A 26,399-nucleotide genomic window follows, 5' to 3' on the forward strand; every position below is an offset into this window, starting at 1 on the left:
TTAGAGAGTTTTTTGCACAACTTTTTTGTTGTGGAACTGTGAGAGGCTTCACGAGAAGTGGTTAAAATTCGATCTGCGTCAAATAAACCAGAACGCATATTTTTGTATAAATCCTTTTAAATTAAGTATTTGCAATAAAATGTTTGTTCAGCGTCACAGATTTAAACCAAATGATTTGGCTAATTTGAGTAGCTAAAATAGCTTTAAAAGGCACTTCGCTAACTCGAGTTAGCATGATTGATAAAACGCATATGAACGTATAGGTAGTATTCGCATTAACGGTGACGATGGCTTCCTGGCAACGTTTTTTCGCCTGATTCACTGATTGCAGTTTCTGTATATTGAGGAAAGCAGCAATGTCTGAAACATTTTTACAGATGAGTCATATTACGAAACGTTTTCCCGGCGTATTAGCGTTGAGTAATGTGGATTTTGCTTTACGCAAAGGCGAGGTTCATGCGCTGCTGGGTGAGAATGGCGCAGGAAAGTCTACGTTGATGAAGATTTTATCCGGTGTTTATCAGCCTGATGAAGGAGATATTATTTTTGAAGGGCAATCTGTTTCTTTTGCGAACCCGTTGAGCGCACAAAGCGCAGGTATCACGATTATTCACCAGGAATTTAATCTTTTCCCTGAACTCACGGTAGAAGAAAATATTTTTATTGGCAGGGAGTTTTGCAAAAATAACCGCTGGCGTCTGGATGAAAAACAACAGCGACAGGCTGCTATCGATATTTTGCAAAAATTAAACCTGAATATCTCCCCAGAAACGCTGGTGGCCGATCTGACCGTCGCGCAACAACAAATGGTTGAGATTGCTAAAGCGATATCGGTGAATGCTAAGATCCTTATTATGGATGAACCGACGGCGGCACTGACGGAAACGGAAATCGACAGCTTATTTCAGGTGACCCGTTTGCTGAAAGAACAGGGAACGGGCATTGTTTATATCTCGCACAGACTGGAAGAACTGGCGCTGATAGCCGATCGCGCTACGGTGATGCGTGATGGTCAGTTTATTGCCACTGTAGATTATGATGCGGTTAAAATTAGCGACCTGATTGCCATGATGGTTGGGCGGGACCTCGGCAATATCTATCCTCGCCGTGGACCTTTGGCTCAACGTAAGCCGGTGTTGGAAGTCAGCGGTCTGACTCGCAATGGTGTACTGAACAACATTGATTTCACCCTGTATCAGGGCGAAATATTGGGCTTTGCCGGTCTGATGGGCGCAGGGCGTACCGAGCTGGCGCGGGCGATTTTTGGCGCGGATCCCATTGATGGCGGTACCCTCAAGCTAAACGGAAAAGTGACGGTAATTAAAGATATTCCTGATGCTATCCAACAGGGTATCAGCTATTTAACCGAGGACAGAAAAAAAGAGGGGCTGGCATTAGGACTGTCCGTTGAGCGTAATATTATGTTGGGCAATTATCCTGAATATTCTGACCGCTATGGCAATGTGGACAGCAAACGTTGTCAGAAAACCAGCGAGGAACAGGTTAAAGCTTTACGGATTAAAACACCACATTTAGAGCAGGCTGCACTGAATTTAAGTGGCGGTAATCAGCAGAAAATTATTATTGCCAGATGGATATGTAAAGATACCGATATTCTCATCTTTGACGAACCCACTCGCGGTATTGATGTGGGGGCCAAACTTGAAATTTATGAATTAATGAATCGACTGGTGGCAAAAGGGAAGTCAATTATCATGATTTCCTCTGAATTACCGGAAGTGCTGGGTATGTGCGATCGCATTTTGGTTATGCGTAATGGACGTATTACCGGGGAGTTAGCTTCTGATGACGCCACACAAGAAAAAATCATGCAATACGCGACGTTAGAGGACTAATTTATGACTATCTCTGTAACCTCTTCAGACAGCAATAATAAGAAAATAAAAATTAACAAAGAACTTTTAATGCGCCTTGCGCCGCTTTTGAGTCTGATTATTTTAGTAATATTTTTTAGTTTTGGTTCGCCATTTTTCTTTAACACTGAAAACATCATGACAATTGCCTTGCAAACGTCAGTGATTGGCATCATGGCGATTGGCGTTACCTTTGTCATTATCACTTCAGGAATCGATCTTTCTCTTGGCTCGGTAGTGGCCTTTTCTGGTGTTGCGGTAGGCATCAGCGCCACGCTGGGATTGCCTCTGCCCGTATGTATTCTGGCGGGGGTGCTGGCCGGGGGATTATGCGGCTATATCAACGGCCTGCTGGTCACCAAAATGACTATCCCGCCTTTTATCGCCACGCTGGGCCTGATGATGTCAGTCAGAGGCATCAATATGGTGATGACCGATGGTCGTGCGATTTATTTCGCTGATTACCCCACCTTCAAAATGCTGGCCCAGGGACGTTTGTTTGATGTGCTGCCTTATCCCGTTTTTTACCTGGTGGTGGTGGCGTTAATTGCCGCCTACATCCTGAAGAAAACGGTGATTGGTCGCTATGTTTACGCCGTGGGTAGCAATGAGGTAGCCGCACATCTTTCCGGTATTAAAGTTCAGCGCGTCAAAATTTTCGTCTACGCCTTTTGTGGTCTGCTGACTGGGATTGCCGGGGTGATTCTGGCTTCTCGTTTGAACTCAGGACAACCAACGGTCGGCGTGGGGTATGAGCTGGAAGCTATCGCGGCGGTTGTTATTGGTGGTACGAGCCTGATGGGCGGAATTGGCACCATCGGCGGCACGATCATCGGCGCATTCATTATGAGCGTGTTGAAGAATGGTCTGAACCTGATGGGCGTCTCCCAGTTCTGGCAAATGGTAGCCATGGGTGTGGTTGTCATTGCCGCGGTTTATCTCGATACATTACGCAAAAAAATTCGTTGATTTACGCTCCCGGAAGTCACGGGGCATCATAACCCTGACGTTTAGGGTGACTCACTCAGAACGGAGTAAAACAATGAGAACCAGGAATTTTGTCTATGCGTTATCCCTGCTGGCCTGTATGACATCCAGCGTATTGGCTAAAGATATGAACCTTCCGGTGGTCAGTAAAGGTTTCCAGCATGAATTCTGGCAAACCGTAAAAATGGGGACGGAAGCAGCAGCAAAAGAGTTGGGCGATAAAACCAGCTATGTTGGCCCGGCGGATGAAACTCAGATTGCCGAGCAGATTCAGCTAGTTGAAAACGCGATGGCGCAGAAACCTAATGGGCTATTACTGGCCGCGTTAGATGCCAATGCGCTTGCGCCATTAGTTGAGACCGCAAATTCACGCGGTATTAAAGTTGTGACGTTTGACTCCGGCGTGAATTCCGATATTCCGGTGAGCTTTGTCGCCACGAATAACCGTAAAGCCGGTGCAGAAGCCGCAGACGCGCTGGCAGCGGAAGTGGGCAGTAAAGGGAAAGTGGGCATTATTGCGCACGTAGCAGGGACCTCTTCTGCGATTGAACGTTCGGAAGGGTTTATTGCCCGTATGAAGGAGAAATATCCGGATATTCAGGTGCTACCGGTCCAGTACAGCGATGGCGATCCGCAAAAAGCAATGGATAAAACCATCGATATGATCCAGGCCAACCCGGATATTGCAGGAATTTATGGCACAAATGAAGGCTCAACGCTTGGCGTAGCAAACGCTATTGATAGCCAAAATCTGAAAGGCAAAGTGAAGGTGATTGGTTTTGATAGCACCGAGGCAATCATTGCCTTCCTGAAGTCCGGAGTGATTCAGGGATTTGTGGTACAGGACGCTTATCAGATTGGCTACCAGGGTATCAAGACGCTGAATGCAGCGGTATCGGGTCAGTCTGTACCGAAAGAGATTGATATTCCGGTGAAATTTGTCAGTGCGAAGAACATTGATACCCCAGAAATTGACAAATTGTTACACCCATTCGGTAAAAAATAAGACCGTTGGGGCGAGGTGCTCGCCCCATCATTAGCCAGCGTCAGGGAGTTACTATGGGCAGTGGATATTTCCTCGGTGTGGATGTCGGTTCCGCCAGCGTCAGGGCTGGTGTCTTTGATGCCAGTGGCACACGGCTGGCTTTTGCGACACGCCCCATCTCGCAGTTTCGACCCGGTCCTGAGCGGGTTGAGCAGTCATCTGCAGAAATCTGGCAGCAGGTTTGCCATGCGGTGAGAGGAGCGGTGTCGTCAGCGGGGGTTCCCGTCGAGGAGATTCGTTCACTGGGATTTGATGCCACCTGCTCCTTAGTTGCCCTCGATGAACACGGGCAGGGACTGGCGGTTTCGCCTGGTGAATCGCCAGACCATAACATCATCATGTGGATGGATCATCGCGCGGTAGATGAGGCCAAACGCATTAATGCCACGCAAGATCCGGCTCTACGCTACGTTGGCGGTGAAGTCAGCGTAGAGATGGAACTTCCCAAGGTGCTGTGGCTGAAAAATCATTTTCCCGCAACGTGGCAGAGTGCACATCGTTTCTATGATCTTGCGGACTTTCTGGTCTCTAAAGCTACCGCCACTGATGTTGCCGGTTTGTGCACGTTGACCTGTAAATGGAACTATCTGGCACATGAACAACACTTTAGCCACTCCCTGCTCGACGCCGTTGAATTAACGGATTTGTTGGGCAAAATCCCGTCGCGTATTCTTCCGCCAGGCGCTGGCGTTGGAACGCTTAGCAGCGATTCGGCCCAGGCGCTGGGGCTGACGACTGCAGTGGTCGTCGCCAGCGGTATGATTGATGCCCATGCCGGCGGAGTTGCGCTTGCCGGGGTTGAGCCTGAGGGGACGTTGGCGCTGATTAGCGGAACGTCAAATTGCCATATGCTGTGCAGCGAGCAGGAAATTCATACGCCAGGTGTTTGGGGGCCTTATTGGTCAGCCATGCTGCCAGGCTACTGGCTGACGGAAGGGGGGCAGAGTGCTGCTGGGGCGTTAGTCGACTGGACGCTTCAGGAATCAGGAGCCAGTGCTGAGCTGTTTCACAAAGCTGAGGCCCGGGGCTGCCATCCCATTGTTTTAGTTAATGAATGGGTTGCCGCACTTGAGGAGCAGGAGTCTGAGCCTGGTCGTTATCTGCATGTGCTTGCCGATCACCACGGTAATCGTTCGCCGCGCGCACGGCCCGATGCTCGAGGCAGCATCTGTGGTTTGACGCTGGAACGAGGTGAGATGCAGGTAGCTCGCCTGTACCTGGCGACATTACAGGCGATCGCCTGCGGTACGCGGCATATTATGGAAGTGATGCGTGAAAACGGTCACACCATTTCCCGACTGACGCTGTGCGGCGGCGCAACGCATAACCCACTGTGGATGAGAGAATATGCCGATGCTACCGGATGCGATATTCATCTTATGCAGGAAGAGGATGCGGTGACGTTAGGTGCGGCTATCACTGGCGCGGTAGCATGCGGCGCGTGGGCAACTATACCGTCCGCATGCCGGGCGATGGTTCGATCGGGCGAGGTGATTAAGGCGAACCCGGCGCGGCGGAACTTCTATGATCGCAAATACCAGGCTTATCTGATGCTGTGGGATCAGCAGCAGGCGATTAACCAACTTATGCAGTAAGACAAAAGTTTAAAATACTTTTATGATTGTAGATTGACGTTTTTGGATGTGGACTGGGGCATATAGATGGCTAAAACAGTAGAACAGATAGCCAGCGATCTGAATTTATCGGTTACGACCGTACGACTGGTGCTGAACGGGAAAGCAGAGCAATATCGAATCAGTGTCAAAACCCAAACGCGTATTAATGAATATGTCGAGCGCTATGGTTACGTCATTAACCATTCAGCACGTAGCCTGAAATTAAATAAAACGGATACTTTGGGATTGATTGTACCCAATATTTCCAACGTCTTTTTTGCCACACTCGCAGAAAAACTTGAGCAACGCTGTCGTCGTTCAGGTTATCAGTTAACGATTAGCTGTACCTATGACGATGTTGATTACGAAAATAAACTGACCAAAGCGTTAATCGCCCGTAATGTCGATGGCCTTTTTATTGTTCCCTCAACGTTAGAGAATCAGCAACACCATTTACGTCAGGTCAGAAAACCGATGGTGTTACTTGACCGTGATTTTAAGTATACCGATAACGCACTGGTAGAAAGTCATAACATCTTGGGCGGCGAGAAATTGACGCAGAGTCTGTTTGACGCTGGAAAGTCGCCAATCTGGTTTTTAGTGGGGGATACTGGATTACCCAGCATTGGTGATCGTTTGCAAGGTTATCTTAATGCATTGAACAATAATGGCATTTCACATAGAGATTGGGTGCGCGAAGGTCCGGACAACACACCTGAAGGTGGTTATCGACTGATGGATGAGTTGATCGGCGAACAGGGCTGTCCGCAGGCGTTTATCGCCTCATCATTACCGGTACTGGAGGGGGCCATTAACGCTATTCGTAATCGTTTAGGCACAATTCCACCGGAAATTAATATTGGGACATTCGATGAACACCCAATGCTGGGATTCCTCGCCAATAATGTCTGGTCAATGCAACAGGATGAAAATGTTTGGGCGGAAAAAGCATTCGATATGATGATGAGTGCTATTGATGATCACCCAATTAAAGAAACTGTAAAAGTTGAGATGAAACTTATTAAGCGCGTAAGACAACCTTAATATGTCGCTATAAATAAATCGGCCAACTGAATCTGAATAAATACGTTCAGTGGCTGCCTGTACCTAAAACCTGACCCGTCTTATTCTGCGGCTGCATTTTTCGCAATAAAGACGAGGGGAAACTGTACCCGGAGAATCATTATGGAAAGAATGCGTTTGTCGCGAGAAATCATTGAAACCTGTCTGGAAATGACCAGCCTTGGATTGAATCAGGGGACGGCGGGAAATGTGAGTGCGCGTTATGAAAACGGGATGCTGATCACGCCCAGCGGTATTCCTTACGAAAGACTTACTGAAAACATGATCGTGTATGTAGATAACGACGGGAAATATGATAAAGGACAATTACCCTCCAGTGAATGGCGTTTTCACCTGGCGGCATACCAGACGCGTCCGGATGCCAATGCGGTTGTCCATAACCATGCCGTACACTGCACGGCCGTTTCAATTCTTAATCGCCCTATCCCGGCAATTCACTACATGATTGCAGCGGCGGGGGGGAACTCTATTCCGTGTGCGCCTTATGCGACGTTTGGTACACGAGAGCTGTCAGAGCATGTGAGCGTCGCCCTGAAAAACCGTAAGGCAACGCTTTTACAGCACCATGGGTTGATTGCTTGCGAAGCGAATTTGGAAAAAGCACTGTGGTTGGCGCATGAAGTGGAAGTTCTGGCCCGTCTGTACCTGAGCACGCTGGCGATTGTTGATCCGGTGCCGGTGCTGGATGACGAGGAGATCGCTATTGTGCTGGAGAAATTCAAATCTTACGGATTACGCATTGAAGAGTAATTTCGCATAGCGAAAAGGAGAAATACAATGGCGAACAGAATGATTCTGAATGAAACGGCATGGTTTGGCCGGGGGGCTGTTGGCGCATTAACCGATGAAGTTATTCGTCGCGGTTATCGCAAAGCGTTGATTGTGACTGATAAAAATCTGGTGCAGTGCGGCGTTGTTGAGAAAGTGACTACCCGAATGGATGCTGCAGGTCTGGCATGGGAAATCTATTCAGGCGTTATTCCTAATCCAACCATTGCGGTAGTGCAGGAAGGATTGAGTGTCTTTCAGCAAAGTGGCGCAGACTATCTGATAGCAATCGGCGGAGGCTCCCCGCAGGATACCTGTAAGGCGATTGGCATTATCAATAATAATCCTGAGTTTGCTGATGTACGCAGCCTTGAAGGGTTATCGCCGACGCGCAGCCCGAGCGTGCCGGTTATGGCTATCCCAACCACCGCGGGAACGGCGGCGGAAGTGACCATTAACTACGTGATCACTGACGAAGAGAATCGGCGTAAGTTTGTTTGTGTCGATCCACATGACATCCCGCAGGTGGCGTTCATCGATGCTGACATGATGGACGGCATGCCTGCTGCATTAAAAGCGGCTACAGGTGTAGATGCACTGACTCATGCCATTGAAGGGTACATCACGCGGGCGGCGTGGGCATTGACCGATGCGCTGCACATCAAAGCCATTGAAATTATTGCCGGGGCATTACGCGGTTCGGTTGCGGGCGAAAGCCAGGCGGGTGAAGCGATGGCGCTGGGCCAATACGTAGCCGGGATGGGCTTTTCCAACGTAGGTCTGGGATTAGTGCATGGCATGGCACACCCGTTAGGCGCGTTTTATAACACGCCGCACGGCGTAGCGAATGCTATTTTGCTGCCGCACGTGATGCACTATAACGCCGAATTCACTGGGGAAAAATTCCGCGATATCGCCCGGGTAATGGGGGTTAAGGTTGAAGGACTGACGTTGGCGCAAGCACGTAAAGCGGCAGTGGATGCTGTCTTCGCCCTTAATCGCGATGTAGGGATCCCACTGCATTTACGCGATGTTGGTGTCCGTAAAGAGGATATTCCTGCGCTGGCGCAGGCCGCATTTGACGATGTTTGTACCGGGGGAAATCCGCGTGAAGCGAGCCTTGGGGATATCGTCGAGCTGTACCATACTGCCTGGTAATCACCTGGCGTTTATCTGGCCTACAGGGTTATACGTTAAGTAGGCCGGATAAGCGCAGCGCCATTCGAAAATAAGACTACCGTGCCAGCCGTAGCTGCTGTAGGTTTCCGTCGATATGTAAGTCCGTTTGCAGCCGCGCGATATCGCGGCACAAAAACGCCATCTCCCGATGTTCTTCGAGTTTCTTACGCCATTTCTCCGGTACGTCATCCAGATGTTCATACAGTGCTTCCAGCGTTGGAAACTGCGTCAACAATTGTGTGGCGCTTTTAGGACCAATACCGGCAACCCCAGGTATCTTAGAACTGCTGATCCCTGCCAGTCCCCAGTAATCAGGCAACTGTTGCGGCAGTACGCCGAACTCTTTCTCGATAAACGGCGCATCCAGCCAGCGTTTCTGGAAATAATCGCGAATACGCAGTGTTGGGGAGAGTAGCTGACAATAGCCTTTATCGGTTGAGACGATGGTTGCCTGATGTCCGGCCTGGCTAACTTTCACCGCCAGAGTTGCGGCTAAATCATCGGCTTCATTCCCGCTGGATTCCCAGCAGCAGACACCGCGCTGTTCAAAAGCGGCGCGTAAGGCGGGCATTTCCTTGTGTAAATCGTCAGGCATTGGCGGGCGACCGGCTTTGTAGTCAGGTAAGCGTTGGTGACGCCAGCCGCTGTTGCGCGCTTCGTCATCAAATACCGCCACGGCGTGTGTGGGCTGACTGTGCACAATCAACTGATCGAGCGCGTGCTGGCACGTCTCCACGCAGGGGGAGCCCTGTACGGCGTGAATTCGGCGGATAAGATTCAGTGCATCGACAATGAGCAGATGGACGGCCACGGTGTTCTCCCTAACAAATCAGTCTGTAGGGTAACATTCACGGCGAGTGGAGGCGAAGATCTGATACAACATTTTGCCGGATAGCGGCTGAAGCCTTATCCGGCCTACAAATGAATACGGCACTGTAGGCCGGATAAGCTTGCGCCATCCGGCAATGGAGTGGGACTTAATCGCAGGTGACAATTTTCATTGCCAAACCGCCGCGAGATGTTTCGCGGTATTTGGCATTCATGTCTTTACCGGTTTCGTACATGGTCTCGATAACTTTATCGAGGCACACGCGTGGCTCACTGGTACGGCGCAGCGCCATACGTGCGGCGTTCACCGCTTTCACGGACGCGATCGCGTTACGCTCAATGCACGGTACCTGTACCTGGCCGGCAACCGGATCGCAGGTCAGACCCAGGTTATGTTCCATACCGATTTCTGCCGCGATGCACACCTGCATTGGACTACCACCCAGCAGTTCAGCCAGACCAGCCGCTGCCATGGAGCAGGCCACGCCAACTTCACCCTGACAGCCGACTTCGGCACCAGAGATAGAGGCGTTCATCTTATACAGTGAACCAATGGCGCTCGCGACCAACATATAGCGTGCCAGAGAGTTAGCGTTCACTTCACGGATAAACTTGTCGTAATACGCCAGTACGGCAGGAACAATCCCGCATGCACCGTTGGTTGGCGCGGTAACCACACGTCCACCAGCAGCGTTTTCTTCGTTCACGGCCAGCGCGAACATGTTGATCCAGTCAACAACCGCCATCGGGTCAGTGGTGGTTTTGTCGCTGCTGACCAGCATGCGACGCAGCGCAGCAGCACGACGCGGGACGCGCAGTTTGCCCGGCAATACACCTTCGGTGGTGATGCCGCGCTCAATCCCGCTACGCATCACTTCCCAGACGTTAGCAAAGTGCTGTTCCAGCTCTTCTTTGCTGTGCAGCGCCAGTTCGTTTTGCATCATCAGACCGGAAAGTGACAGGCCGGTTTCCTGGCAATGACGTTGCAAATCAGCTGCGGATTTATACGGATACGGCACGTTTACCGGAGAGTTGTTCGGTAAACCAAAATGTTCTTCATCAACGATGAACCCACCGCCAATGGAATAGTAAGTCTGGCTGTAAATGGCTTTTTCGCCCGCCAGTGCGGTAATACGCATCCCGTTTTCGTGCAGGGACAGATTGTCCGCATGGAAATTCATGCACTTGTCGACCGGGAACTCGACCTCATGTTGACCGTCTGCCAGCAGCAAACGCCCATGAGTATTCACATCCTGGATAAAGGAAGGGATGGCATCAATGTCTACGGTATCCGGCAGATTACCCGCCAGGCCCATAATAATCGCGATGTCGGTATGGTGACCTTTCCCCGTCAGAGATAAGGAGCCATAGACATCAACCACTACGCGGGTTACGTCAGTGAGAATTCCGCGTGCAATCAGGTCATCCGTGAATTGTTTGCCTGCTTTCATCGGGCCAACAGTGTGGGAGCTGGAAGGGCCAATGCCGATTTTGAAAATATCGAATACGCTAATCATGAGGCGTCCATTGTGTATCGAGATGCGCCGCCCCGAAGAGCGGCGCAGGGGAATTAACTGAACAGAGAGTAGAAAATAGCGGAGATAGCGATCAGGCCCATAATCACAACGAAGACGTTGCTGATATGGCCGCTGTACTTACGCATTGCCGGTACTTTCTGGATGGCATACATCGGCATCAGGAACAGAATCATCGCGATGATTGGGCCACCCAGGGTCTCAATCATACCGAGGATGCTCGGGTTCAGTGTCGCCACAATCCAGGTGGTTACCAGCATGAACAGTGCAGTGATTTTGTTCAGTTTGTTGATTTCGATGGATTTGCCTTTGCCGCGCAGAGACTTAATCACCATCCCGTTGAAGCCTTCACGTGCGCCCAGGTAGTGGCCGAGGAAGGATTTGGTGATAGCGATAATCGCGATGATCGGTGCCATCCAGGCAATAATCGGCGCGTTAAAGTGGTTCGCCAGGTAAGACAGAATCGAGATGTTCTGCTCTTTTGCTGCTGCCAGGTCCGCCGGGGTCAGGCTGAATACGCAGCTGAAGACGAAGAACATAACGGTCAGTACCATCATGATGTGAGCGAATGCCAGAATCTTGGAGCATTTCTTCTCAGCTTCATCACCGTACTCTTCACGCTTCGCCACGGCGAAGGAGGAGATGATCGGGGAGTGGTTGAAGGAGAACACCATTACCGGAATCGCCAGCCACAGGGTCAACAGCAGGCCGTTCCCGGTGGTTGCCGCAGAGTCAAAAGACATGGTTTCCAGAATCGCACCGCTCCACTGAGGGATCAGATACAGCGCCAGCAGCATCAGAGCCGCAACGAACGGGAATACCAGGATGCTCATCGCCTTAACGATCATCTGCTCACCGAAGCGCACGATGGTCATCATGCCGACAATCAGGATCAGAGACAGGATTGCACGCGGCGGAGGAGTAATCGCCAGCTGATGGGTCAGGAAGCTTTCAACGGTATTGGTGATTGCTACGCTGTAAACCAACAGAATCGGGTAGATAGCGAAGAAGTAGAGCAGGGTAATCAGTTTACCTGCGCCAACGCCGAAGTGTTCTTCTACAACTTCGGTGATGTCTTCACCCGGATTTTTACCGGACAGCACAAAGCGAGTCAGACCGCGGTGTGCAAAGAAGGTCATTGGGAAGGCAAGGATCGCCATGATGATCAGCGGGATCATACCGCCTACGCCTGCGTTGATCGGCAGGAACAATACACCCGCGCCAATCGCCGTGCCGTAAAGGCCCAGCATCCACATGGTGTCTGTCTTGCGCCATGCGCTGCGGGTCTGGCCCGTAACGATAGTGCTGGTTTGAGTGTTTTCCATCTATTTCTCCTGGAGGAAGCTTAAAAAGCCGGGTTTGAGGTCAATCCAATGAGAAAGTACCCGGCTGTAAATCGAAATTCGTTGAGCGATTTTTATATAATTTTTCGCCGTAATAATTTTCGGGCGGAAAGATACATTTTAGTAATGAATGTATCAGTGATCGGGATCCCAAATGCAATAATCCACCTTTTATGTGGATAAATTTGGGCCATTAATCTGTTAAAAAATAGTCAAAGCGAATTTACGGGCGCGAAGGCTAACATTAACGACATATCTCATGAAAGCGAAGGCGCGAAGATAGGCGTGTTCAGCTGTAAAAACTGTTGTTTTTAGATGATTTCGGCGACTAATAATAATTTACTAAGATAAATCACGGTTGGTTTTTCAAGGTAATCGTTTGCGTGGCACGCTGTTTTTAATGAATTATCACTGGTATTTATGTGATTGTCAGAGCTATGTGACTGGTATCACTTAAAAAGCCGGGAGGCAAATGCGCCAAACCCGGCTTTGATATGGACAAAACTGTCATCGCTATAGTGCTGCTAGCGGGTGTAGAAGGTTAGGCGCAGATCTCGTAACAAGGGATATACGCAGTGCCCGGTAACTTCATACGATGTTGTGCAACAAAGCCCTGCAGGAGATCGTCCATGCGGCGCATCATTTCGCGGTCACCGTGGATTTTGTACGGGCCAAACTCTTCAATAGCGCGGATGCCGACTTCCTTCACGTTACCAGCCACAATACCAGAGAATGCGCGACGTAGATCGGCCGCCAGTACTTCAACGGGTTGATCCGGGTACAGCTTCAGGTTGGCCATGTTTTCATGGGACGGTTCGAACGGCATCTGCAGATCGGGCGCGATACGAATCGACCAGTTAAAGCTGTAAGCATCACCTGTGTCGCGACGGTTTTCTTTCACCAGCGGCATCGCTTTTTTCATCAGACGCGCCACTTCCGCTGCATCGTCAATGATAATGCGATAGTGGCGACGCGCATCTTCCCCCAGCGTGTGCACGATAAATTCGTCAAGCACGCGGAAGTAATCCGCACTCTCTTTTGGTCCGGTCAGGATCAGTGGTAGAACCTGATCTTTGTTGGCCGGATTCATCAGGATCCCCAGCAGATACAGCAGCTCTTCTGCTGTCCCTACGCCACCCGGGAAGATGATAATACCGTGGGCGATACGCACGAACGCTTCCAGACGTTTTTCAATGTCCGGCATGATGATCAGTTCGTTTACCAGCGGGTTAGGCGGTTCAGCGGCGATGATTGACGGTTCGGTCATGCCAATAAAGCGGCTGTCTTTGTATCGCTGCTGGGCGTGGCCTACCGCAGCGCCTTTCATTGGCGCTTCCATCGCTCCTGGACCGCAGCCGGTACAGATGTTCAGTTCGCGCAGGCCCAACTGGGTGCCGACGCGACGGGCGTACAGGTACTCATTTTCGTTGATTGAGTGACCGCCCCAGCAGACGACCATGTTCGGCGCTTCACCGACGTGCAGCGCCCGGGCATTACGCAGGATCGAGAATACCAGGTTGGTGATATGGACCGAGCTTTCGAGATCCAGATGCTGAAAACGACCGGCGTTATGGATCTGGCCATTGACGAACAGAATGTCGCGCAGCACGGCAAACAGGTTAGCCTGTAGCGCACGAATAATGCGTCCATCAACAAACGCATCTTCAGGTGGGTTGATCAGTTCCAGCTTCACGCCCCGTTCGCGGCGCAGTACGTTAATATCGAAACTTTCAAAGCGTGACAGCAGTTCTTTACTGTTGTCGGTCAAACTGCCGGAGTTCAGAACGGCAAGCGAACAGTTACGAAACAGTTGATACAGGTCGCTGCTGGCCGTGCGTTTAAGCATATCGACTTCCAGCTGCGACAACATGTCCATTGAGCCAAGCGGGCTAATATGTGTAATCAAGTAAACTCCTTATGGGACGCAACACGTCATTCCCTGTGATTACAATAGCCCTGGCTTATGACCTTTCACAACCTTGTGCGCGGAATCCGACACGCAAAATTGAGAAAAAAGATTACTGACGCACCAGACGACCGGTTGCCGGAGTGAAATCGGTGTTGGTGCGCCATGGGTTAATGTCCAGGCCACCACGTCGCGTGTAGCGTGCGTAAACGCTCAGTTTCTCCGGCTGGCAGAAGCGCAGAATGTCATTGAAAATGCGTTCCACACACTGTTCATGAAACTCGTTATGGTGGCGGAAGGAGACCAGGTAACGCAGCAGCTTCTCTCTGTCGATTTTACGTCCGCGATACTGAATTTGTATGGAGCCCCAGTCTGGCTGGTGGGTGATTAAACAGTTGGACTTCAGCAGATGGCTGACCAGTGTCTCTTCCACTGCCTTTTCACCGCTCACGGCATTTTCCAGATACGCAGTGCTGAACTGGTAGTTATCGATGACGATATCCTGATTGTCGATACAGGTGCCGTTAAAGTGGGCTATCGGCTGCCCTTCCAGTTCGTCAAGGCGGTACAGCGCCACGCTGACATCGCCCTGAGCGCAGGCGCGAAGATCGTTTTCCAGTGTCTGACGTACCGCATCCCAGGAATCAAAACGCGTCTGATTAAAACTGTTCAGGTAAAGCTTAAAGCTTTTCGATTCAATCAGATTTACGCTGGTGTAATCCAGTTCCACGTGACCGACTGCGACCTGCGGTAAGCCGTTGGCATTCAGCCACGACAGTTCATACAGCGTCCAGATATCCGCACCGTGAAAAGGCAGGGCATCGGCCTTTAAATCCAGCGGATCGCGGTTCAGGCTGCGCGGAACACCCTGCAACAGACTTGCATCGTAATTGTCTCGGTAATCCGTTGATTTACCGAGAGTCAGGCCGTCAAGCGCCTGATGATTTTCATAAGAGGACATGTTTCACCGTCATAAACCAGATACACTATGCGACAAGTGTATCCTGGCTTTTGTGAAGAGAGAAATCAGTGGACGAATTGACAGCGCAGGCGTTGGTAGCCTTTACGACGCGTTATTGCGACGCATGGCATGAAAAAAACAACAGTTGGCCACTCAGTGAAGAGCTGTATGGCGTACCTTCTCCGTGCATCATTTCTTCCACAGACGATGCGGTATTTTGGCAGCCTCAACCTTTTGTCGGCGAAAAAAACCTCAATGCGGTTGAACGGGCATTTGATATTGTGATACAACCTGCCGTTCACGCTTTTTACACCACCCAGTTTGCCGGGGATATGCACGCGCAGTTTGCGGATGAAAAGCTGACGCTGCTGCAGACCTGGAGTGAAGATGACTTCAGGCGCGTTCAGGAAAACCTGATTGGTCACTTGGTTACGCAAAAGCGACTTAAGCTTTCGCCTACGCTTTTTATTGCCACACAAGATAATGAGCTTGACGTCATTTCGGTGTGCAATCTGTCCGGTGAAGTGTGCAAAGAAACGCTGGGAACCCGTAAACGAACGGTGCTGGCGGCCTCACTTGCGGAATTCCTCACTCAACTTAAGCCAGTTCTGTAATCCTGTTTGCCCTGAATCTTGTGAGAGATCTCTTACATACCCTGTAGGACATTGCCAGGTGATAAGTAAAGACTTAATGAATTGATAAAATAATAATTTATTATTATTCAATTGGTTAGTCTTTTATTGTCAACTTTCATACGAAAATAATCGTAAGGGTAAGCCTGTAAGCATCTTGTAAGACAAAGCGAAACAGGCGATTCTATATCTGTCGACAAGGAGTCGCACAACGAAGAGAACATCAGGATGATGGCTCTTCGCCTGGACACACCAGGACGGTGTTGCAAGGACAGGCTTCAGGACGAAGCAAAGAGGAAGACGCTGGATGCGTTAAAGGACACCTCCAGGACGGAGAATGAGAGCCGGTCAGGATGTTCGGCGGGTCAGGATGGCCAGGATACTTCAGGATGAAGTTTTCACATCGGGGTGATGTGAGCAGGATGCAAAAGTTCAGGATGAACAAGGTCGCAAGACCACAGGAAAAGTTGTCACGGATGAGCAGGGAGCACTAAAAGTAGCTGGAATGCTGCGAAACGAACCGGGAGCACTGTTTTTTTACAGTGCTCCCTTTTTTTATTTCCCTCCACTAGTGCTATTCTTCGCGCCAGATTTTTCATCATTGAGGTTTATTTCATGACGACTCATGACCGTGTGCGCCAGCAGTTACACGCACTTGAAGCGCTACTGCGTGAACATAATCACTGGCGGATGGATGAGCCAGCAGAGCATCTGTTTACCAGTACGCAGCCTTTTTGTATGGATACCATGGAGCCGGTCGAGTGGCTGCAGTGGGTGTTGATTCCCCGCATGCATACGCTACTCGATAACGCGCAGCCGCTTCCGCAGGCTTTTGCCGTTGCACCGTATTACGAAATGGCGCTAGCAGCCGATCATCCGCAACGCGACATTCTCCTGGCGGCATTGCAGGAGCTGGATGCGCTGTTTACCAGTGATAACGCCTGATGCTGGAAATTCTTTATCAGGACGAATGGCTGGTTGCCGTCAATAAACCTTCGGGCTGGTTGGTTCACCGCAGTTGGCTCGACCGGGATGAGAAAGTGGTGGTGATGCAAACGGTGCGAGACCAAATTGGTCAGCACGTTTTTACCGCCCATCGACTCGACAGACCAACCTCCGGTGTGCTGCTGATGGGACTGTCCAGCGAAGCCGGGCGTTTGTTGTCTCAGCAGTTTGAACATCATCAAATTCAGAAACGCTATCATGCGATTGTGCGTGGCTGGCTGATGGATGATACCGTGCTGGATTACCCGTTGGTCGAAGAGCTGGATAAGATTGCCGATAAGTTTGCCCGCGATGATAAAGGCCCGCAGCCTGCCGTCACCCATTATCGCGGTCTGGCAACGGTAGAAATGCCGGTAGCGACCGGACGTTATCCGACCACCCGTTATGGACTGGTGGAGCTGGATCCTAAAACCGGTCGGAAACACCAGCTCAGGCGCCATCTGGCCCACTTACGCCATCCGATAATTGGCGACAGCAAGCACGGTGATTTACGGCAAAACCGCAGCGCCGCGGAGCATTTCGGTTGTCAGCGATTAATGCTGCATGCCAGCCAGCTTGCGCTGACACATCCATTCACCGGTGAGCCTCTGGTTATTCGCGCCGGGCTGGATGACGTCTGGATGCAGGCATTGTCACAATTTGGCTGGCGTGGACTTCTCCCTGAGAATGAAAGGGTTGAGTTCAGCGGGATGTCAGGTCAGGATGAGCAGATAGATTCTTAAGTCCCAGGAGATTACGGTTATGGCGGAAATTGGAATTTTTGTCGGCACAATGTACGGAAACGCGCTGCTGGTTGCCGAAGAGGCCGAGGCCATTTTGACGGCACAGGGTCATAAAGCCACGGTGTTTGAAGATCCGGAGCTTAGCGACTGGCAGGTATATCAGGATAAATATGTGCTGGTGGTGACCTCAACGACCGGGCAGGGCGATCTGCCCGATAGCATTGTGCCGCTGTTTCAGGGGATCAAAGATAATCTCGGTTTCCAGCCAAATCTGCATTACGGAGTCATTGCGCTGGGCGACAGCAGCTACGTTAATTTCTGCAATGGTGGCAAACAGTTTGATGCGCTGTTACAGGAGCAAAGCGCACAGCGCGTGGGTGAAATGTTGCTGATTGACGCCAGCGAACATCCTGAACCGGAAAGCGAATCCAACCCTTGGGTAGAAAACTGGGGAACCTTGCTCAAATAATCTCTCGCCCGTACGGGCATACAACCCCCATTTGAACCGTAGGCCGGGTCAGGCGAAGCCGCCACCCGGCAATAAAACCCCAATTACGTGAACTAACTTCCACTGCTTTGGGCTTATGCCCCAAACAACTTCTTACTGCCTCCCGAATGTTGTGTTCATGCACGGTGAGGGTAAGAGCCACTCCTTCATATACTTTTCCCGTCAGTTCCCGAAAAGGCAGCGAGTCAGAATAAAACGGCCCTGAGCTGTACCAAAACTGCCACACACTAACCTCTCATTCTGATCACCCTACAGGTGCTGTACAGAATGAACTGGCGAAAGCCAAGATTCAGGAGTGCAACAATGAGTTCATTAAGTCAGGCGGCGAGCAGCGCGGAAAAACGCACTAACGCTCGTTACTGGATCGTGGTGATGTTGTTTATCGTCACATCCTTCAACTACGGCGATCGCGCCACCTTATCCATTGCCGGTTCGGAGATGGCCAAAGACATTGGTCTGGATGCGGTAGGGATGGGTTATGTATTCTCCGCTTTCTCATGGGCCTATGTTATCGGCCAGATCCCTGGCGGCTGGTTGCTCGACCGCTTCGGTTCAAAACGTGTTTATTTCTGGTCCATCTTTATCTGGTCCATGTTTACCCTGCTGCAAGGCTTCGTCGATATCTTTAGCGGCTTCGGCATTATCGTTGCGTTGTTTACGTTGCGATTCCTTGTCGGTTTAGCTGAAGCACCTTCCTTCCCCGGTAATAGTCGTATAGTTGCGGCATGGTTCCCGGCACAGGAGAGGGGCACGGCGGTCGCAATCTTTAACTCTGCGCAGTACTTTGCCACCGTTATTTTTGCGCCAATCATGGGGTGGCTGACCCACGAAGTGGGCTGGTCGCATGTGTTCTTCTTTATGGGCGGCCTCGGGATTGTTATCAGCTTTATCTGGCTGAAGGTGATTCATGAACCAAACCAGCACCCGGGCGTAAACCAAAAAGAGCTGGAGTACATTGCTGAAGGCGGGGCGCTGATCAATATGGATCAGGCGGCCGCCAAAGCTAAAGTGCCGTTCAGCGTGAAGTGGGGGCAAATCAAACAGCTGCTGGGCTCACGGATGATGATCGGTATTTACATCGGGCAATACTGCATTAACGCGCTGACCTACTTCTTTATCACCTGGTTCCCGGTTTATCTGGTGCAGGCTCGCGGTATGTCGATTTTGAAAGCTGGTTTTGTCGCTTCGGTCCCGGCCATTTGCGGATTCGCCGGCGGCGTGCTCGGCGGCATTATTTCCGACTGGCTGATGCGCCGTACCGGTTCGCTAAATATCGCCCGTAAAACGCCAATCGTACTCGGCATGCTGCTGTCGATGGTGATGGTGTTCTGTAACTACGTCAACGTGGAGTGGATGATCATCGGCTTTATGGCGCTGGCCTTCTTCGGCAAAGGTATCGGTGCGTTGGGATGGGCGGTGATGGCTGATACTGCACCTAAAGAGATCAGCGGTCTGAGCGGCGGTTTGTTCAACATGTTTGGCAATATCTCCGGTATCGTCACGCCAATTGCTATCGGCTACATCGTAGGGACCACCGGCTCGTTTAACGGCGCGTTGATTTACGTCGGGGTGCATGCGTTGATTGCGGTGGTGAGCTATCTGGTACTGGTGGGCGATATTAAACGTATCGAACTGAAACCTGTCGCAGGACAATGATGATGACAACACAATCGAGTCCCGTTATTACCGATATGAAGGTCATCCCGGTGGCCGGTCATGACAGCATGCTGCTCAATATTGGCGGTGCGCACAATGCATATTTCACCCGCAATATTGTGGTTCTTACCGATAACGCCGGCAATACCGGCGTCGGTGAAGCGCCGGGCGGCGAAGTGATTTATCAGACGCTGGTTGACGCTATCCCGATGGTATTGGGTCAGGAGGTTGCGCGCCTGAATAAGGTGGTACAGCAGGTGCATAAAGGCAACCAGGCCGCTGATTTTGACACCTTCGGCAAAGGCGCCTGGACGTTTGAGCTACGGGTAAACGCGGTAGCGGCGCTGGAAGCGGCGCTGCTCGACCTGCTGGGCAAGGCGCTGAACGTGCCGGTTTGTGAACTGTTAGGGCCGGGCAAGCAGCGCGATGCGGTCACCGTACTCGGCTATCTGTTCTACGTGGGTGATCGCACAAAGACCGATTTACCGTATCTGGAAAGCACGCCGGGAAACCATGAGTGGTATCACCTGCGTCACCAGCAAGCGATGAACAGTGAGGCGGTGGTACGTCTGGCTCAGGCTTCGCAGGATCGCTACGGCTTTAAAGATTTCAAACTCAAAGGTGGTGTACTGCCTGGCGAGCAGGAAATCGACACCGCTCGTGCGCTGAAAAAATGCTTCCCGGATGCGCGTATTACGGTTGATCCCAACGGTGCCTGGTTGCTGGATGAAGCCATCTCCCTGTGTAAAGGGCTGAACGATGTTCTGACCTACGCCGAAGATCCATGCGGCGCTGAACAGGGTTTTTCTGGCCGCGAAGTGATGGCCGAGTTCCGCCGTGCAACCGGTCTACCGGTAGCAACGAACATGATAGCCACCAACTGGCGTGAAATGGGCCATGCGGTGATGCTGAACTCAGTAGATATTCCGCTGGCCGATCCGCACTTCTGGACCCTTTCCGGCGCGGTACGCGTGGCACAGTTATGCGATGACTGGGGCCTGACCTGGGGCTGCCATTCTAACAATCATTTTGATATTTCGCTGGCGATGTTCACCCACGTTGGCGCCGCCGCGCCGGGCAACCCGACGGCTATCGACACCCACTGGATCTGGCAGGAGGGCGATTGCCGTCTGACCAAAAATCCGCTGGAGATTAAGAACGGGAAAATTGCTGTTCCTGACGCGCCTGGACTGGGCGTAGAGCTGGACTGGGATCAGGTTAACAAGGCTCATGAAGCCTACAAGAGACTGCCCGGCGGCGCGCGTAATGACGCAGGCCCAATGCAGTATCTGATCCCCGGATGGACTTTTGACCGTAAACGTCCCGTTTTCGGCCGCCACTAATTTTGAATAAGGACTTAATTATGAGCGCACAATTTTCTACCCCATTGGTTACCTCTATGCAGGTTATTCCGGTTGCGGGTCATGACAGTATGCTGATGAACCTGAGCGGCGCACATGCTCCATTCTTCACGCGCAATATTGTGATTATTAAAGATAACTCCGGTCATAGCGGCGTGGGTGAAATTCCCGGCGGAGAAAAAATCCGCAAAACGCTGGAAGATGCGATCCCGCTGGTGGTAGGCAAAACGTTAGGTGAATACAAAAACGTGCTGAATGCGGTACGCAATACTTTTGCCGATCGTGATGCGGGCGGTCGCGGTTTGCAGACCTTTGATTTACGTACCACTATTCATGTGGTTACTGGGATCGAAGCGGCCATGTTGGATCTGTTAGGTCAGCATCTGGGTGTAAACGTCGCCTCTCTGCTGGGTGATGGACAGCAGCGTAGCGAAGTTGAAATGTTGGGTTACCTGTTCTTTGTCGGTAACCGTAAGGCAACGCCGCTGCCGTACCAGAGTCAGCCGGATGAGAAGTGCGACTGGTATCGTCTGCGTCATGAAGAGGCGATGACCCCGGATGCGGTAGTGCGCCTGGCGGAAGCTGCGTATGAGAAGTATGGTTTCAACGACTTTAAACTGAAAGGCGGCGTGCTGGCCGGGGAAGAGGAAGCGGAATCTATCGTTGCGCTGGCGAAGCGTTTCCCGCAGGCCCGCGTCACGCTGGATCCGAACGGTGCGTGGTCGCTAAATGAAGCGATTAAGATCGGCAAATATCTGAAGGGTTCTCTGGCCTATGCGGAAGATCCGTGTGGCGCCGAGCAGGGCTTCTCTGGTCGTGAAGTGATGGCGGAATTCCGCCGCGCTACCGGTCTGCCGACCGCCACCAACATGATCGCCACCGACTGGCGTCAGATGGGGCATACGCTGTCGCTGCAGTCCGTGGATATCCCACTGGCGGACCCGCACTTCTGGACCATGCAGGGTTCTGTCCGCGTGGCACAAATGTGCCATGAGTTTGGGTTGACCTGGGGATCGCACTCCAACAACCACTTTGATATTTCGCTGGCGATGTTTACGCATGTCGCGGCAGCGGCTCCGGGCAAAATTACCGCGATTGATACCCACTGGATCTGGCAGGAAGGCAATCAATGCCTGACCAAAGAGCCATTTGAAATCAAAGGCGGCATGGTGCAGGTTCCGGCAAAACCGGGTCTGGGCGTGGAGCTGGATATGGATCAGGTCATGAAAGCGCATGAGCTGTACCAGCAACATGGATTGGGGGCGCGTGATGATGCGATGGGAATGCAGTATCTGATCCCGAACTGGACGTTTGATAATAAGCGTCCGTGCATGGTACGCTAAGCGAACTGGGACCGCTCCCATTAAGGGGCGGTTTTTATCCTGGTATATGCTTAACACAGTCAACATGCGTAAGGATGCTTTATGAAAATAGTAATCGCACCGGATTCCTATAAGGAAAGTTTGAGTGCGCTTGAAGTGGCAACGGCTATTGAGCAGGGGTTTCGTGAGATCTGGCCCGATGCGGATTACGTGAAGATTCCGGTTGCAGATGGCGGTGAAGGAACGGTCGAAGCGATGGTTGCCGCAACGCAAGGTCACCTTGTGCATGTTGATGTTACCGGCCCTTTGGGCAACACAATTCAGGCATTTTATGGTTTATCCGGTGATGAGCGCTCGGCCTTTATCGAAATGGCGGCCGCCAGCGGACTGGAACAGGTTCCTGCGGGGTTACGCGATCCGCTGAAAACGACATCCTGGGGAACCGGGGAGTTAATCCGTCATGCGTTGGACGCTGGCGTTGAGCATATCATCATTGGAATTGGCGGAAGCGCCACCAATGATGGCGGTGCCGGGATGGTGCAAGCGCTGGGAGCAAAATTGCTGGATGCGCAAAATAACGATATTGCCCATGGCGGGGCTGGCCTCGAATCGCTCGCTCGGATTGATATTTCTCAGTTAGACCAGCGACTTGCTGCGTGTCGTATTGAAGTGGCTTGCGACGTGACTAATCCGTTGACCGGTGAAGAGGGCGCTTCTGCGGTTTTTGGCCCGCAAAAAGGGGCGACGCCGGAGATGATTACCCGCCTGGATCGGGCACTCACGCACTATGCGCAACTCATTGCCCGCGATCTGGACGTCAACGTGCTGGATCTGGCCGGCGGTGGCGCCGCTGGTGGTATGGGGGCGGCGCTATATGCGTTTTGCGGCGCACAGTTGCGCTGCGGTATTGAGATAGTAACGGATGCGTTGCACCTTGACGCCTGCGTTGCGGATGCGGATTTAGTGGTCACGGGTGAAGGGCGCATTGATAGTCAGACCATTCACGGTAAGGTTCCGGTTGGCGTGGCGAAGGTCGCAAAGCGTTACAACAAACCGGTTATCGGCATTGCCGGTAGCCTGACGGCGGATGTCGGTGTGGTCCACGAGCATGGGCTGGATGCGGTTTTCAGCGTCATCTATACCATCTGTACCCTGGATGAGGCGCTAAAGAACGCGAGCGACAACGTACGAATGACGGCGAGAAACGTTGCCGCAACGCTTAAAGCCTGGCAGCAATTACGCTGAGTTGTAGGTTGGATAAGGCGGTCACGCCGCCTTCCTGCGAATATTACCCCAACAACTTCTTCGCTTCGCGCGCAACGTTGTCCATTTCATCCAGAAGCTCTAAAAACTCAGGCTCCAGCTCTTCTTCCTTGGTCCCGCTACGTAATTGCTGCTCAATAAGCTGACACAGGTTTTTCATGCGGGGAACGCCGCTATAACCGCAGCTACCGTGCAGCTTGTGGATCATATCCACCAGACCTTCAGGGTTTTCACCGACCAGCTGTTCTTCAATTTTGTTACGTACTTCGGGCAGAAAATCGAGCAGCATTTGCAGCATATCCCACGCCAGATCGTTTTTACCTGCGGCTTGTCTTAATGCTAACTGCCAGTCGAGTGTGGTATTCGGATTGACTACCGGCTCAACGGGTTCAACGGCGATCGCCCTAAGCGCTGTGCTTGCGCCGGGTTTGTAGCGTAACAGCAGATTATGCAGCTTATCTTCTTCGATAGGCTTCGCCAGGTAATCGTTCATCCCGGCGCTGAGCAGCTTCTCTTTCTGCCCAGCCATGGCGTGTGCGGTGACCGCAATGACCGGTGTCTGCTGTTGATGAGGAAGCTGGTGGATTAGTTCACAAGCGCGAATGCCGTCCATGTCTGGCATCTGAATATCCATCAGGATCAGATCAAATTGCATTTGTCTGGCGCGATCCACCGCTTGATGCCCACTGTCGCAGAGCACGACGTGCTGCACCTTATCTTCCAACAGTGCGCCAATCAGCTTGAGGTTCGCAGGGTTGTCGTCTACCGCCATAACGGTCATCGCAATTTTGCTATCGTCTAACAGCAGCGGATCCGCGCTGTGATTCACCTGACAATACTCTGTCAGCGCAGGCAGTAAGCGAGTTGAGGTGAGAGGTTTCAACAGACATGCCGCCGCGCCGCCCTGTTTTAACTTCTCGGCGTTAATCTGCGCATGGCAAGGCAGGGCCAGTAACAAAAAGTCGGTCATCGCCGCAGCGTTTGCCAGCCGCTCATGCTGCATGGTGAGCGGTTCGCGTAAAGTAACCGGAATGCCGAGCAGCAGAATATCGTAGTGATCCTTCGGCAGCCCGGAGAATGAAGGGCTGTAAATCACCTCCAACGGCGTTTCGCTCAAGATATCTAATGTGCACTGTGCGGCAGTGGCGTTCGGTTCGACGTAGGCCAGTCGTTTACCGGCCAGGCAGAGCGTGGTTGAGCGGTCAACGAGAACGTTAGGGTTAAGATCGAGGCTGATATGGAACCAGAACGTGGAACCCCGGTTCGGTTGACTATGGAAGGAGATGTCCCCGCCCATTTCGTTGACCAGTTTTTGCGTAATGACCAGGCCCAGCCCGGTACCGCCGTGGCGGCGGGAAATACTGGCATCCGCCTGGCGGAAGGCCTGGAACAAGCGTGACTGATCGCGCTCAGGAATACCAATTCCGGTATCGCGGATTTGTACTTCAATCTGCACTTTCGTGTTACTAAGGGCGCGCTTCTCGACCAGAATGTCGATATTGCCGCCTTCGGTAAATTTGATGGCATTGCCAACCAGATTAGTGATTACCTGCTGTAAGCGTAGCGGATCGCCGATGACGTTGTCCGGCACGTCATTCTTAATATTCAGCGTCAGCTCAAGCCCTTTATCATGGGATGAATGCGCTAACAGCGTAACGACGTCATCCAGCGTGCTGCGCAGCGGGAAGGGAATGCTTTCCAGAATCAGCTTGCCCGCCTCAAGTTTGGAGAAGTCGAGTACATCATTGATGATAGCCAGCAGATTGTTAGCCGAGCGTTCAATGGTATTCAGGTGATCGCGCTGCGTGGTGTTGAGCTCGGTTTTTAGCGTAAGACGGGTGAAGCCAATCACGCCATTCAGCGGTGTTCGCAGTTCGTGCGACATGTTAGCCAGAAACTCAGACTTAATACGCGCCGCTTCCTGGGCGCGTTTCTTCGCCAGATCCAGTTCGACGTTCTGGATTTCCATCTGCTCCAGCGTTTCACGCAGGTCAGAGGTGGCCTGATCGATGTTGTGCTGCATCTCTTCATGGTAAGCCGCAAGTGACATCGCCATCGAGTTGATACCATTTTTGAGCATATCCAGCTCGCCCAGCATGAAACCTTCCACGCGGCTGTCGAGCTGTCCTCTACGAATTCGGTCAACGGTATTCACCATATTGCGAATCGGGCCGGTTACGTCTCGCATCAGACGCCAGCCAAAAATTAACGCAATACCAATACAAAACAGCATCATTACACTGGAGATAAAGATCTCTTTGTACTGCTGCAATCGCACGGACTTAAGATCCAGCTCAAGCGCCACATACCCCAGCATATTTTTGGTGTTTTTCGCATCGCTTACGGCGGATTCATCTGGTGAATAGCTTTCCGATATAATCGGGGTACGCAGGATCATGATATCCCCGTGCCGGGTGACGCTTAGCTTACGTGGAAACGGTGAACCTGTCGCCAACTGCATTTCAGACGGATCGAGATGAAAATTAGAGGTGACGAACAGTCGGTTATTTTCGTCATAAACAGAAATTGCCCGCACGATATCGGAATGGCGACGATGCAGCACGCTGATAAGCTGGCCGATAGATTCCCTGTTTTGCAGGTTCATGCCATATTCGCTGGAGACCGCGAGTGGTTCTATGATGCTGGCACCAGCATCTTCCAGTTGACGCTGCAAGTCGTTATAGCGATGCACAACAAAAAAGATACTGAGCAACAAACCTATCAGGACGGTCGGGGCCAGGATCAGAATCATCATGCGTGCGCGCAGGCTGTAGTTGGTCATGGAGTTCCGTTATGGGACAATTA

21 protein-coding genes are annotated in these 26,399 nt (G+C 51.6%); 15 read left to right on the forward strand and 6 right to left on the reverse strand.

Going from position 1 to position 26,399, the window contains the following annotated elements:
* Positions 1-356: 356 nt before the first annotated feature.
* The 7 genes from SK39_RS16195 to fucO all read left to right on the forward strand — a co-directional run bounded on the left by SK39_RS16195 (position 357) and on the right by fucO (position 8,531).
* Positions 357-1,856: a sugar ABC transporter ATP-binding protein gene (locus SK39_RS16195; RefSeq protein ID WP_048217198.1), complete on the forward strand. Its 1,500-nt coding sequence runs from the start codon at positions 357-359 to the stop codon at positions 1,854-1,856.
* A gap of 3 nt (positions 1,857-1,859) precedes the next feature.
* Positions 1,860-2,843 (forward strand): ABC transporter permease, encoded by a 984-nt coding sequence (locus SK39_RS16200; protein ID WP_003034055.1) that lies wholly within the window; start codon positions 1,860-1,862, stop codon positions 2,841-2,843.
* 73 nt (positions 2,844-2,916) lie between these two features.
* On the forward strand, positions 2,917-3,867 hold the full coding sequence (locus tag SK39_RS16205) for an ABC transporter substrate-binding protein (RefSeq protein ID WP_003034057.1): 951 nt from the start codon (positions 2,917-2,919) through the stop codon (positions 3,865-3,867).
* A gap of 53 nt (positions 3,868-3,920) precedes the next feature.
* Entirely contained in the window at positions 3,921-5,501 is a 1,581-nt protein-coding gene (locus tag SK39_RS16210; protein WP_032938369.1) for an FGGY-family carbohydrate kinase, read from the forward strand.
* Positions 5,502-5,567: 66 nt separating this feature from the next.
* Positions 5,568-6,566, forward strand: coding sequence for a LacI family DNA-binding transcriptional regulator (locus SK39_RS16215; protein ID WP_003034060.1), 999 nt, complete (start codon positions 5,568-5,570; stop codon positions 6,564-6,566).
* A 141-nt stretch (positions 6,567-6,707) separates the two neighbouring features.
* The gene (gene fucA, locus SK39_RS16220) at positions 6,708-7,355 is read left to right on the forward strand and encodes an L-fuculose-phosphate aldolase (RefSeq protein WP_003034062.1); all 648 of its coding nucleotides are present in this window, start codon (positions 6,708-6,710) and stop codon (positions 7,353-7,355) included.
* A gap of 27 nt (positions 7,356-7,382) precedes the next feature.
* Entirely contained in the window at positions 7,383-8,531 is a 1,149-nt protein-coding gene (gene fucO / locus SK39_RS16225; protein ID WP_032938365.1) for a lactaldehyde reductase, read from the forward strand.
* Between the two features lie 76 nt (positions 8,532-8,607).
* Here the strand turns inward: fucO and xni are convergent, their stop codons facing one another.
* From xni to queF, 5 genes are all read right to left on the reverse strand, one after another.
* A complete protein-coding gene (gene xni / locus SK39_RS16230) occupies positions 8,608-9,363 on the reverse strand; it encodes a flap endonuclease Xni (RefSeq protein WP_003840372.1) in 756 nt (251 codons plus the stop codon).
* Between the two features lie 166 nt (positions 9,364-9,529).
* On the reverse strand, positions 9,530-10,897 hold the full coding sequence (locus SK39_RS16235; protein ID WP_003034070.1) for an L-serine ammonia-lyase: 1,368 nt from the start codon (positions 10,895-10,897) through the stop codon (positions 9,530-9,532).
* A 53-nt stretch (positions 10,898-10,950) separates the two neighbouring features.
* A complete protein-coding gene (locus tag SK39_RS16240) occupies positions 10,951-12,240 on the reverse strand; it encodes an HAAAP family serine/threonine permease (RefSeq protein WP_003034073.1) in 1,290 nt (429 codons plus the stop codon).
* A gap of 559 nt (positions 12,241-12,799) precedes the next feature.
* On the reverse strand, positions 12,800-14,164 hold the full coding sequence (gene ppnN, locus SK39_RS16245) for a nucleotide 5'-monophosphate nucleosidase PpnN (protein WP_003034076.1): 1,365 nt from the start codon (positions 14,162-14,164) through the stop codon (positions 12,800-12,802).
* 112 nt (positions 14,165-14,276) lie between these two features.
* Positions 14,277-15,125, reverse strand: a complete 849-nt coding sequence (gene queF, locus SK39_RS16250) for an NADPH-dependent 7-cyano-7-deazaguanine reductase QueF (protein WP_048217199.1) — start codon at positions 15,123-15,125, stop codon at positions 14,277-14,279.
* 68 nt (positions 15,126-15,193) lie between these two features.
* Between queF and syd the strand changes: the two genes are divergently transcribed.
* From syd to SK39_RS16290, 8 genes are all read left to right on the forward strand, one after another.
* On the forward strand, positions 15,194-15,739 hold the full coding sequence (gene syd / locus SK39_RS16255; RefSeq protein ID WP_003034087.1) for a SecY-interacting protein: 546 nt from the start codon (positions 15,194-15,196) through the stop codon (positions 15,737-15,739).
* 633 nt (positions 15,740-16,372) lie between these two features.
* Complete coding sequence (locus SK39_RS16260) at positions 16,373-16,702, forward strand: YqcC family protein (protein ID WP_003034091.1); 330 nt, start codon at positions 16,373-16,375, stop codon at positions 16,700-16,702.
* The gene (truC, locus tag SK39_RS16265) at positions 16,702-17,484 is read left to right on the forward strand and encodes a tRNA pseudouridine(65) synthase TruC (RefSeq protein WP_048217200.1); all 783 of its coding nucleotides are present in this window, start codon (positions 16,702-16,704) and stop codon (positions 17,482-17,484) included. The genes SK39_RS16260 and truC overlap by 1 nt, the downstream gene beginning before the upstream one ends.
* A 19-nt stretch (positions 17,485-17,503) precedes the next feature.
* The gene (locus tag SK39_RS16270) at positions 17,504-17,953 is read left to right on the forward strand and encodes a flavodoxin (protein WP_003846536.1); all 450 of its coding nucleotides are present in this window, start codon (positions 17,504-17,506) and stop codon (positions 17,951-17,953) included.
* A gap of 342 nt (positions 17,954-18,295) precedes the next feature.
* Positions 18,296-19,648 (forward strand): galactarate/glucarate/glycerate transporter GudP, encoded by a 1,353-nt coding sequence (gudP, locus tag SK39_RS16275; protein ID WP_003034105.1) that lies wholly within the window; start codon positions 18,296-18,298, stop codon positions 19,646-19,648.
* Between the two features lie 2 nt (positions 19,649-19,650).
* Positions 19,651-20,991: an enolase C-terminal domain-like protein gene (locus SK39_RS16280; protein WP_003846538.1), complete on the forward strand. Its 1,341-nt coding sequence runs from the start codon at positions 19,651-19,653 to the stop codon at positions 20,989-20,991.
* A gap of 20 nt (positions 20,992-21,011) precedes the next feature.
* Positions 21,012-22,352, forward strand: a complete 1,341-nt coding sequence (gudD, locus tag SK39_RS16285; protein ID WP_048217201.1) for a glucarate dehydratase — start codon at positions 21,012-21,014, stop codon at positions 22,350-22,352.
* 81 nt (positions 22,353-22,433) lie between these two features.
* Positions 22,434-23,576, forward strand: coding sequence for a glycerate kinase (locus SK39_RS16290; protein WP_048217202.1), 1,143 nt, complete (start codon positions 22,434-22,436; stop codon positions 23,574-23,576).
* A gap of 43 nt (positions 23,577-23,619) precedes the next feature.
* On the opposite strand, the gene barA is transcribed toward SK39_RS16290, so the two are convergent.
* On the reverse strand, positions 23,620-26,376 hold the full coding sequence (barA, locus tag SK39_RS16295; RefSeq protein WP_048217203.1) for a two-component sensor histidine kinase BarA: 2,757 nt from the start codon (positions 26,374-26,376) through the stop codon (positions 23,620-23,622).
* Positions 26,377-26,399 lie beyond the last annotated feature (23 nt).

Origin of the sequence: Citrobacter sp. BIDMC107, from assembly GCF_001037575.1 — a bacterium.
Lineage (GTDB): Bacteria > Pseudomonadota > Gammaproteobacteria > Enterobacterales > Enterobacteriaceae > Citrobacter > Citrobacter freundii.

Bases quoted from the DNA above. Each gene is read 5' to 3' on its own strand.
- SK39_RS16290 (WP_048217202.1), top strand. From the start codon at position 22,434: ATGAAAATAGTAATCGCACCGGATTCCTATAAGGAAAGTTTGAGTGCG.
- fucA (WP_003034062.1), top strand. From the start codon at position 6,708: ATGGAAAGAATGCGTTTGTCGCGAGAAATCATTGAAACCTGTCTGGAA.
- SK39_RS16235 (WP_003034070.1), bottom strand. From the start codon at position 10,897: ATGATTAGCGTATTCGATATTTTCAAAATCGGCATTGGCCCTTCCAGC.
- truC (WP_048217200.1), top strand. From the start codon at position 16,702: ATGCTGGAAATTCTTTATCAGGACGAATGGCTGGTTGCCGTCAATAAA.
- fucO (WP_032938365.1), top strand. From the start codon at position 7,383: ATGGCGAACAGAATGATTCTGAATGAAACGGCATGGTTTGGCCGGGGG.
- gudD (WP_048217201.1), top strand. From the start codon at position 21,012: ATGAGCGCACAATTTTCTACCCCATTGGTTACCTCTATGCAGGTTATT.
- gudP (WP_003034105.1), top strand. From the start codon at position 18,296: ATGAGTTCATTAAGTCAGGCGGCGAGCAGCGCGGAAAAACGCACTAAC.
- SK39_RS16200 (WP_003034055.1), top strand. From the start codon at position 1,860: ATGACTATCTCTGTAACCTCTTCAGACAGCAATAATAAGAAAATAAAA.
- barA (WP_048217203.1), bottom strand. From the start codon at position 26,376: ATGACCAACTACAGCCTGCGCGCACGCATGATGATTCTGATCCTGGCC.
- SK39_RS16240 (WP_003034073.1), bottom strand. From the start codon at position 12,240: ATGGAAAACACTCAAACCAGCACTATCGTTACGGGCCAGACCCGCAGC.
- SK39_RS16195 (WP_048217198.1), top strand. From the start codon at position 357: ATGTCTGAAACATTTTTACAGATGAGTCATATTACGAAACGTTTTCCC.
- SK39_RS16280 (WP_003846538.1), top strand. From the start codon at position 19,651: ATGACAACACAATCGAGTCCCGTTATTACCGATATGAAGGTCATCCCG.
- SK39_RS16205 (WP_003034057.1), top strand. From the start codon at position 2,917: ATGAGAACCAGGAATTTTGTCTATGCGTTATCCCTGCTGGCCTGTATG.
- SK39_RS16260 (WP_003034091.1), top strand. From the start codon at position 16,373: ATGACGACTCATGACCGTGTGCGCCAGCAGTTACACGCACTTGAAGCG.
- SK39_RS16270 (WP_003846536.1), top strand. From the start codon at position 17,504: ATGGCGGAAATTGGAATTTTTGTCGGCACAATGTACGGAAACGCGCTG.
- SK39_RS16215 (WP_003034060.1), top strand. From the start codon at position 5,568: ATGGCTAAAACAGTAGAACAGATAGCCAGCGATCTGAATTTATCGGTT.
- queF (WP_048217199.1), bottom strand. From the start codon at position 15,125: ATGTCCTCTTATGAAAATCATCAGGCGCTTGACGGCCTGACTCTCGGT.
- SK39_RS16210 (WP_032938369.1), top strand. From the start codon at position 3,921: ATGGGCAGTGGATATTTCCTCGGTGTGGATGTCGGTTCCGCCAGCGTC.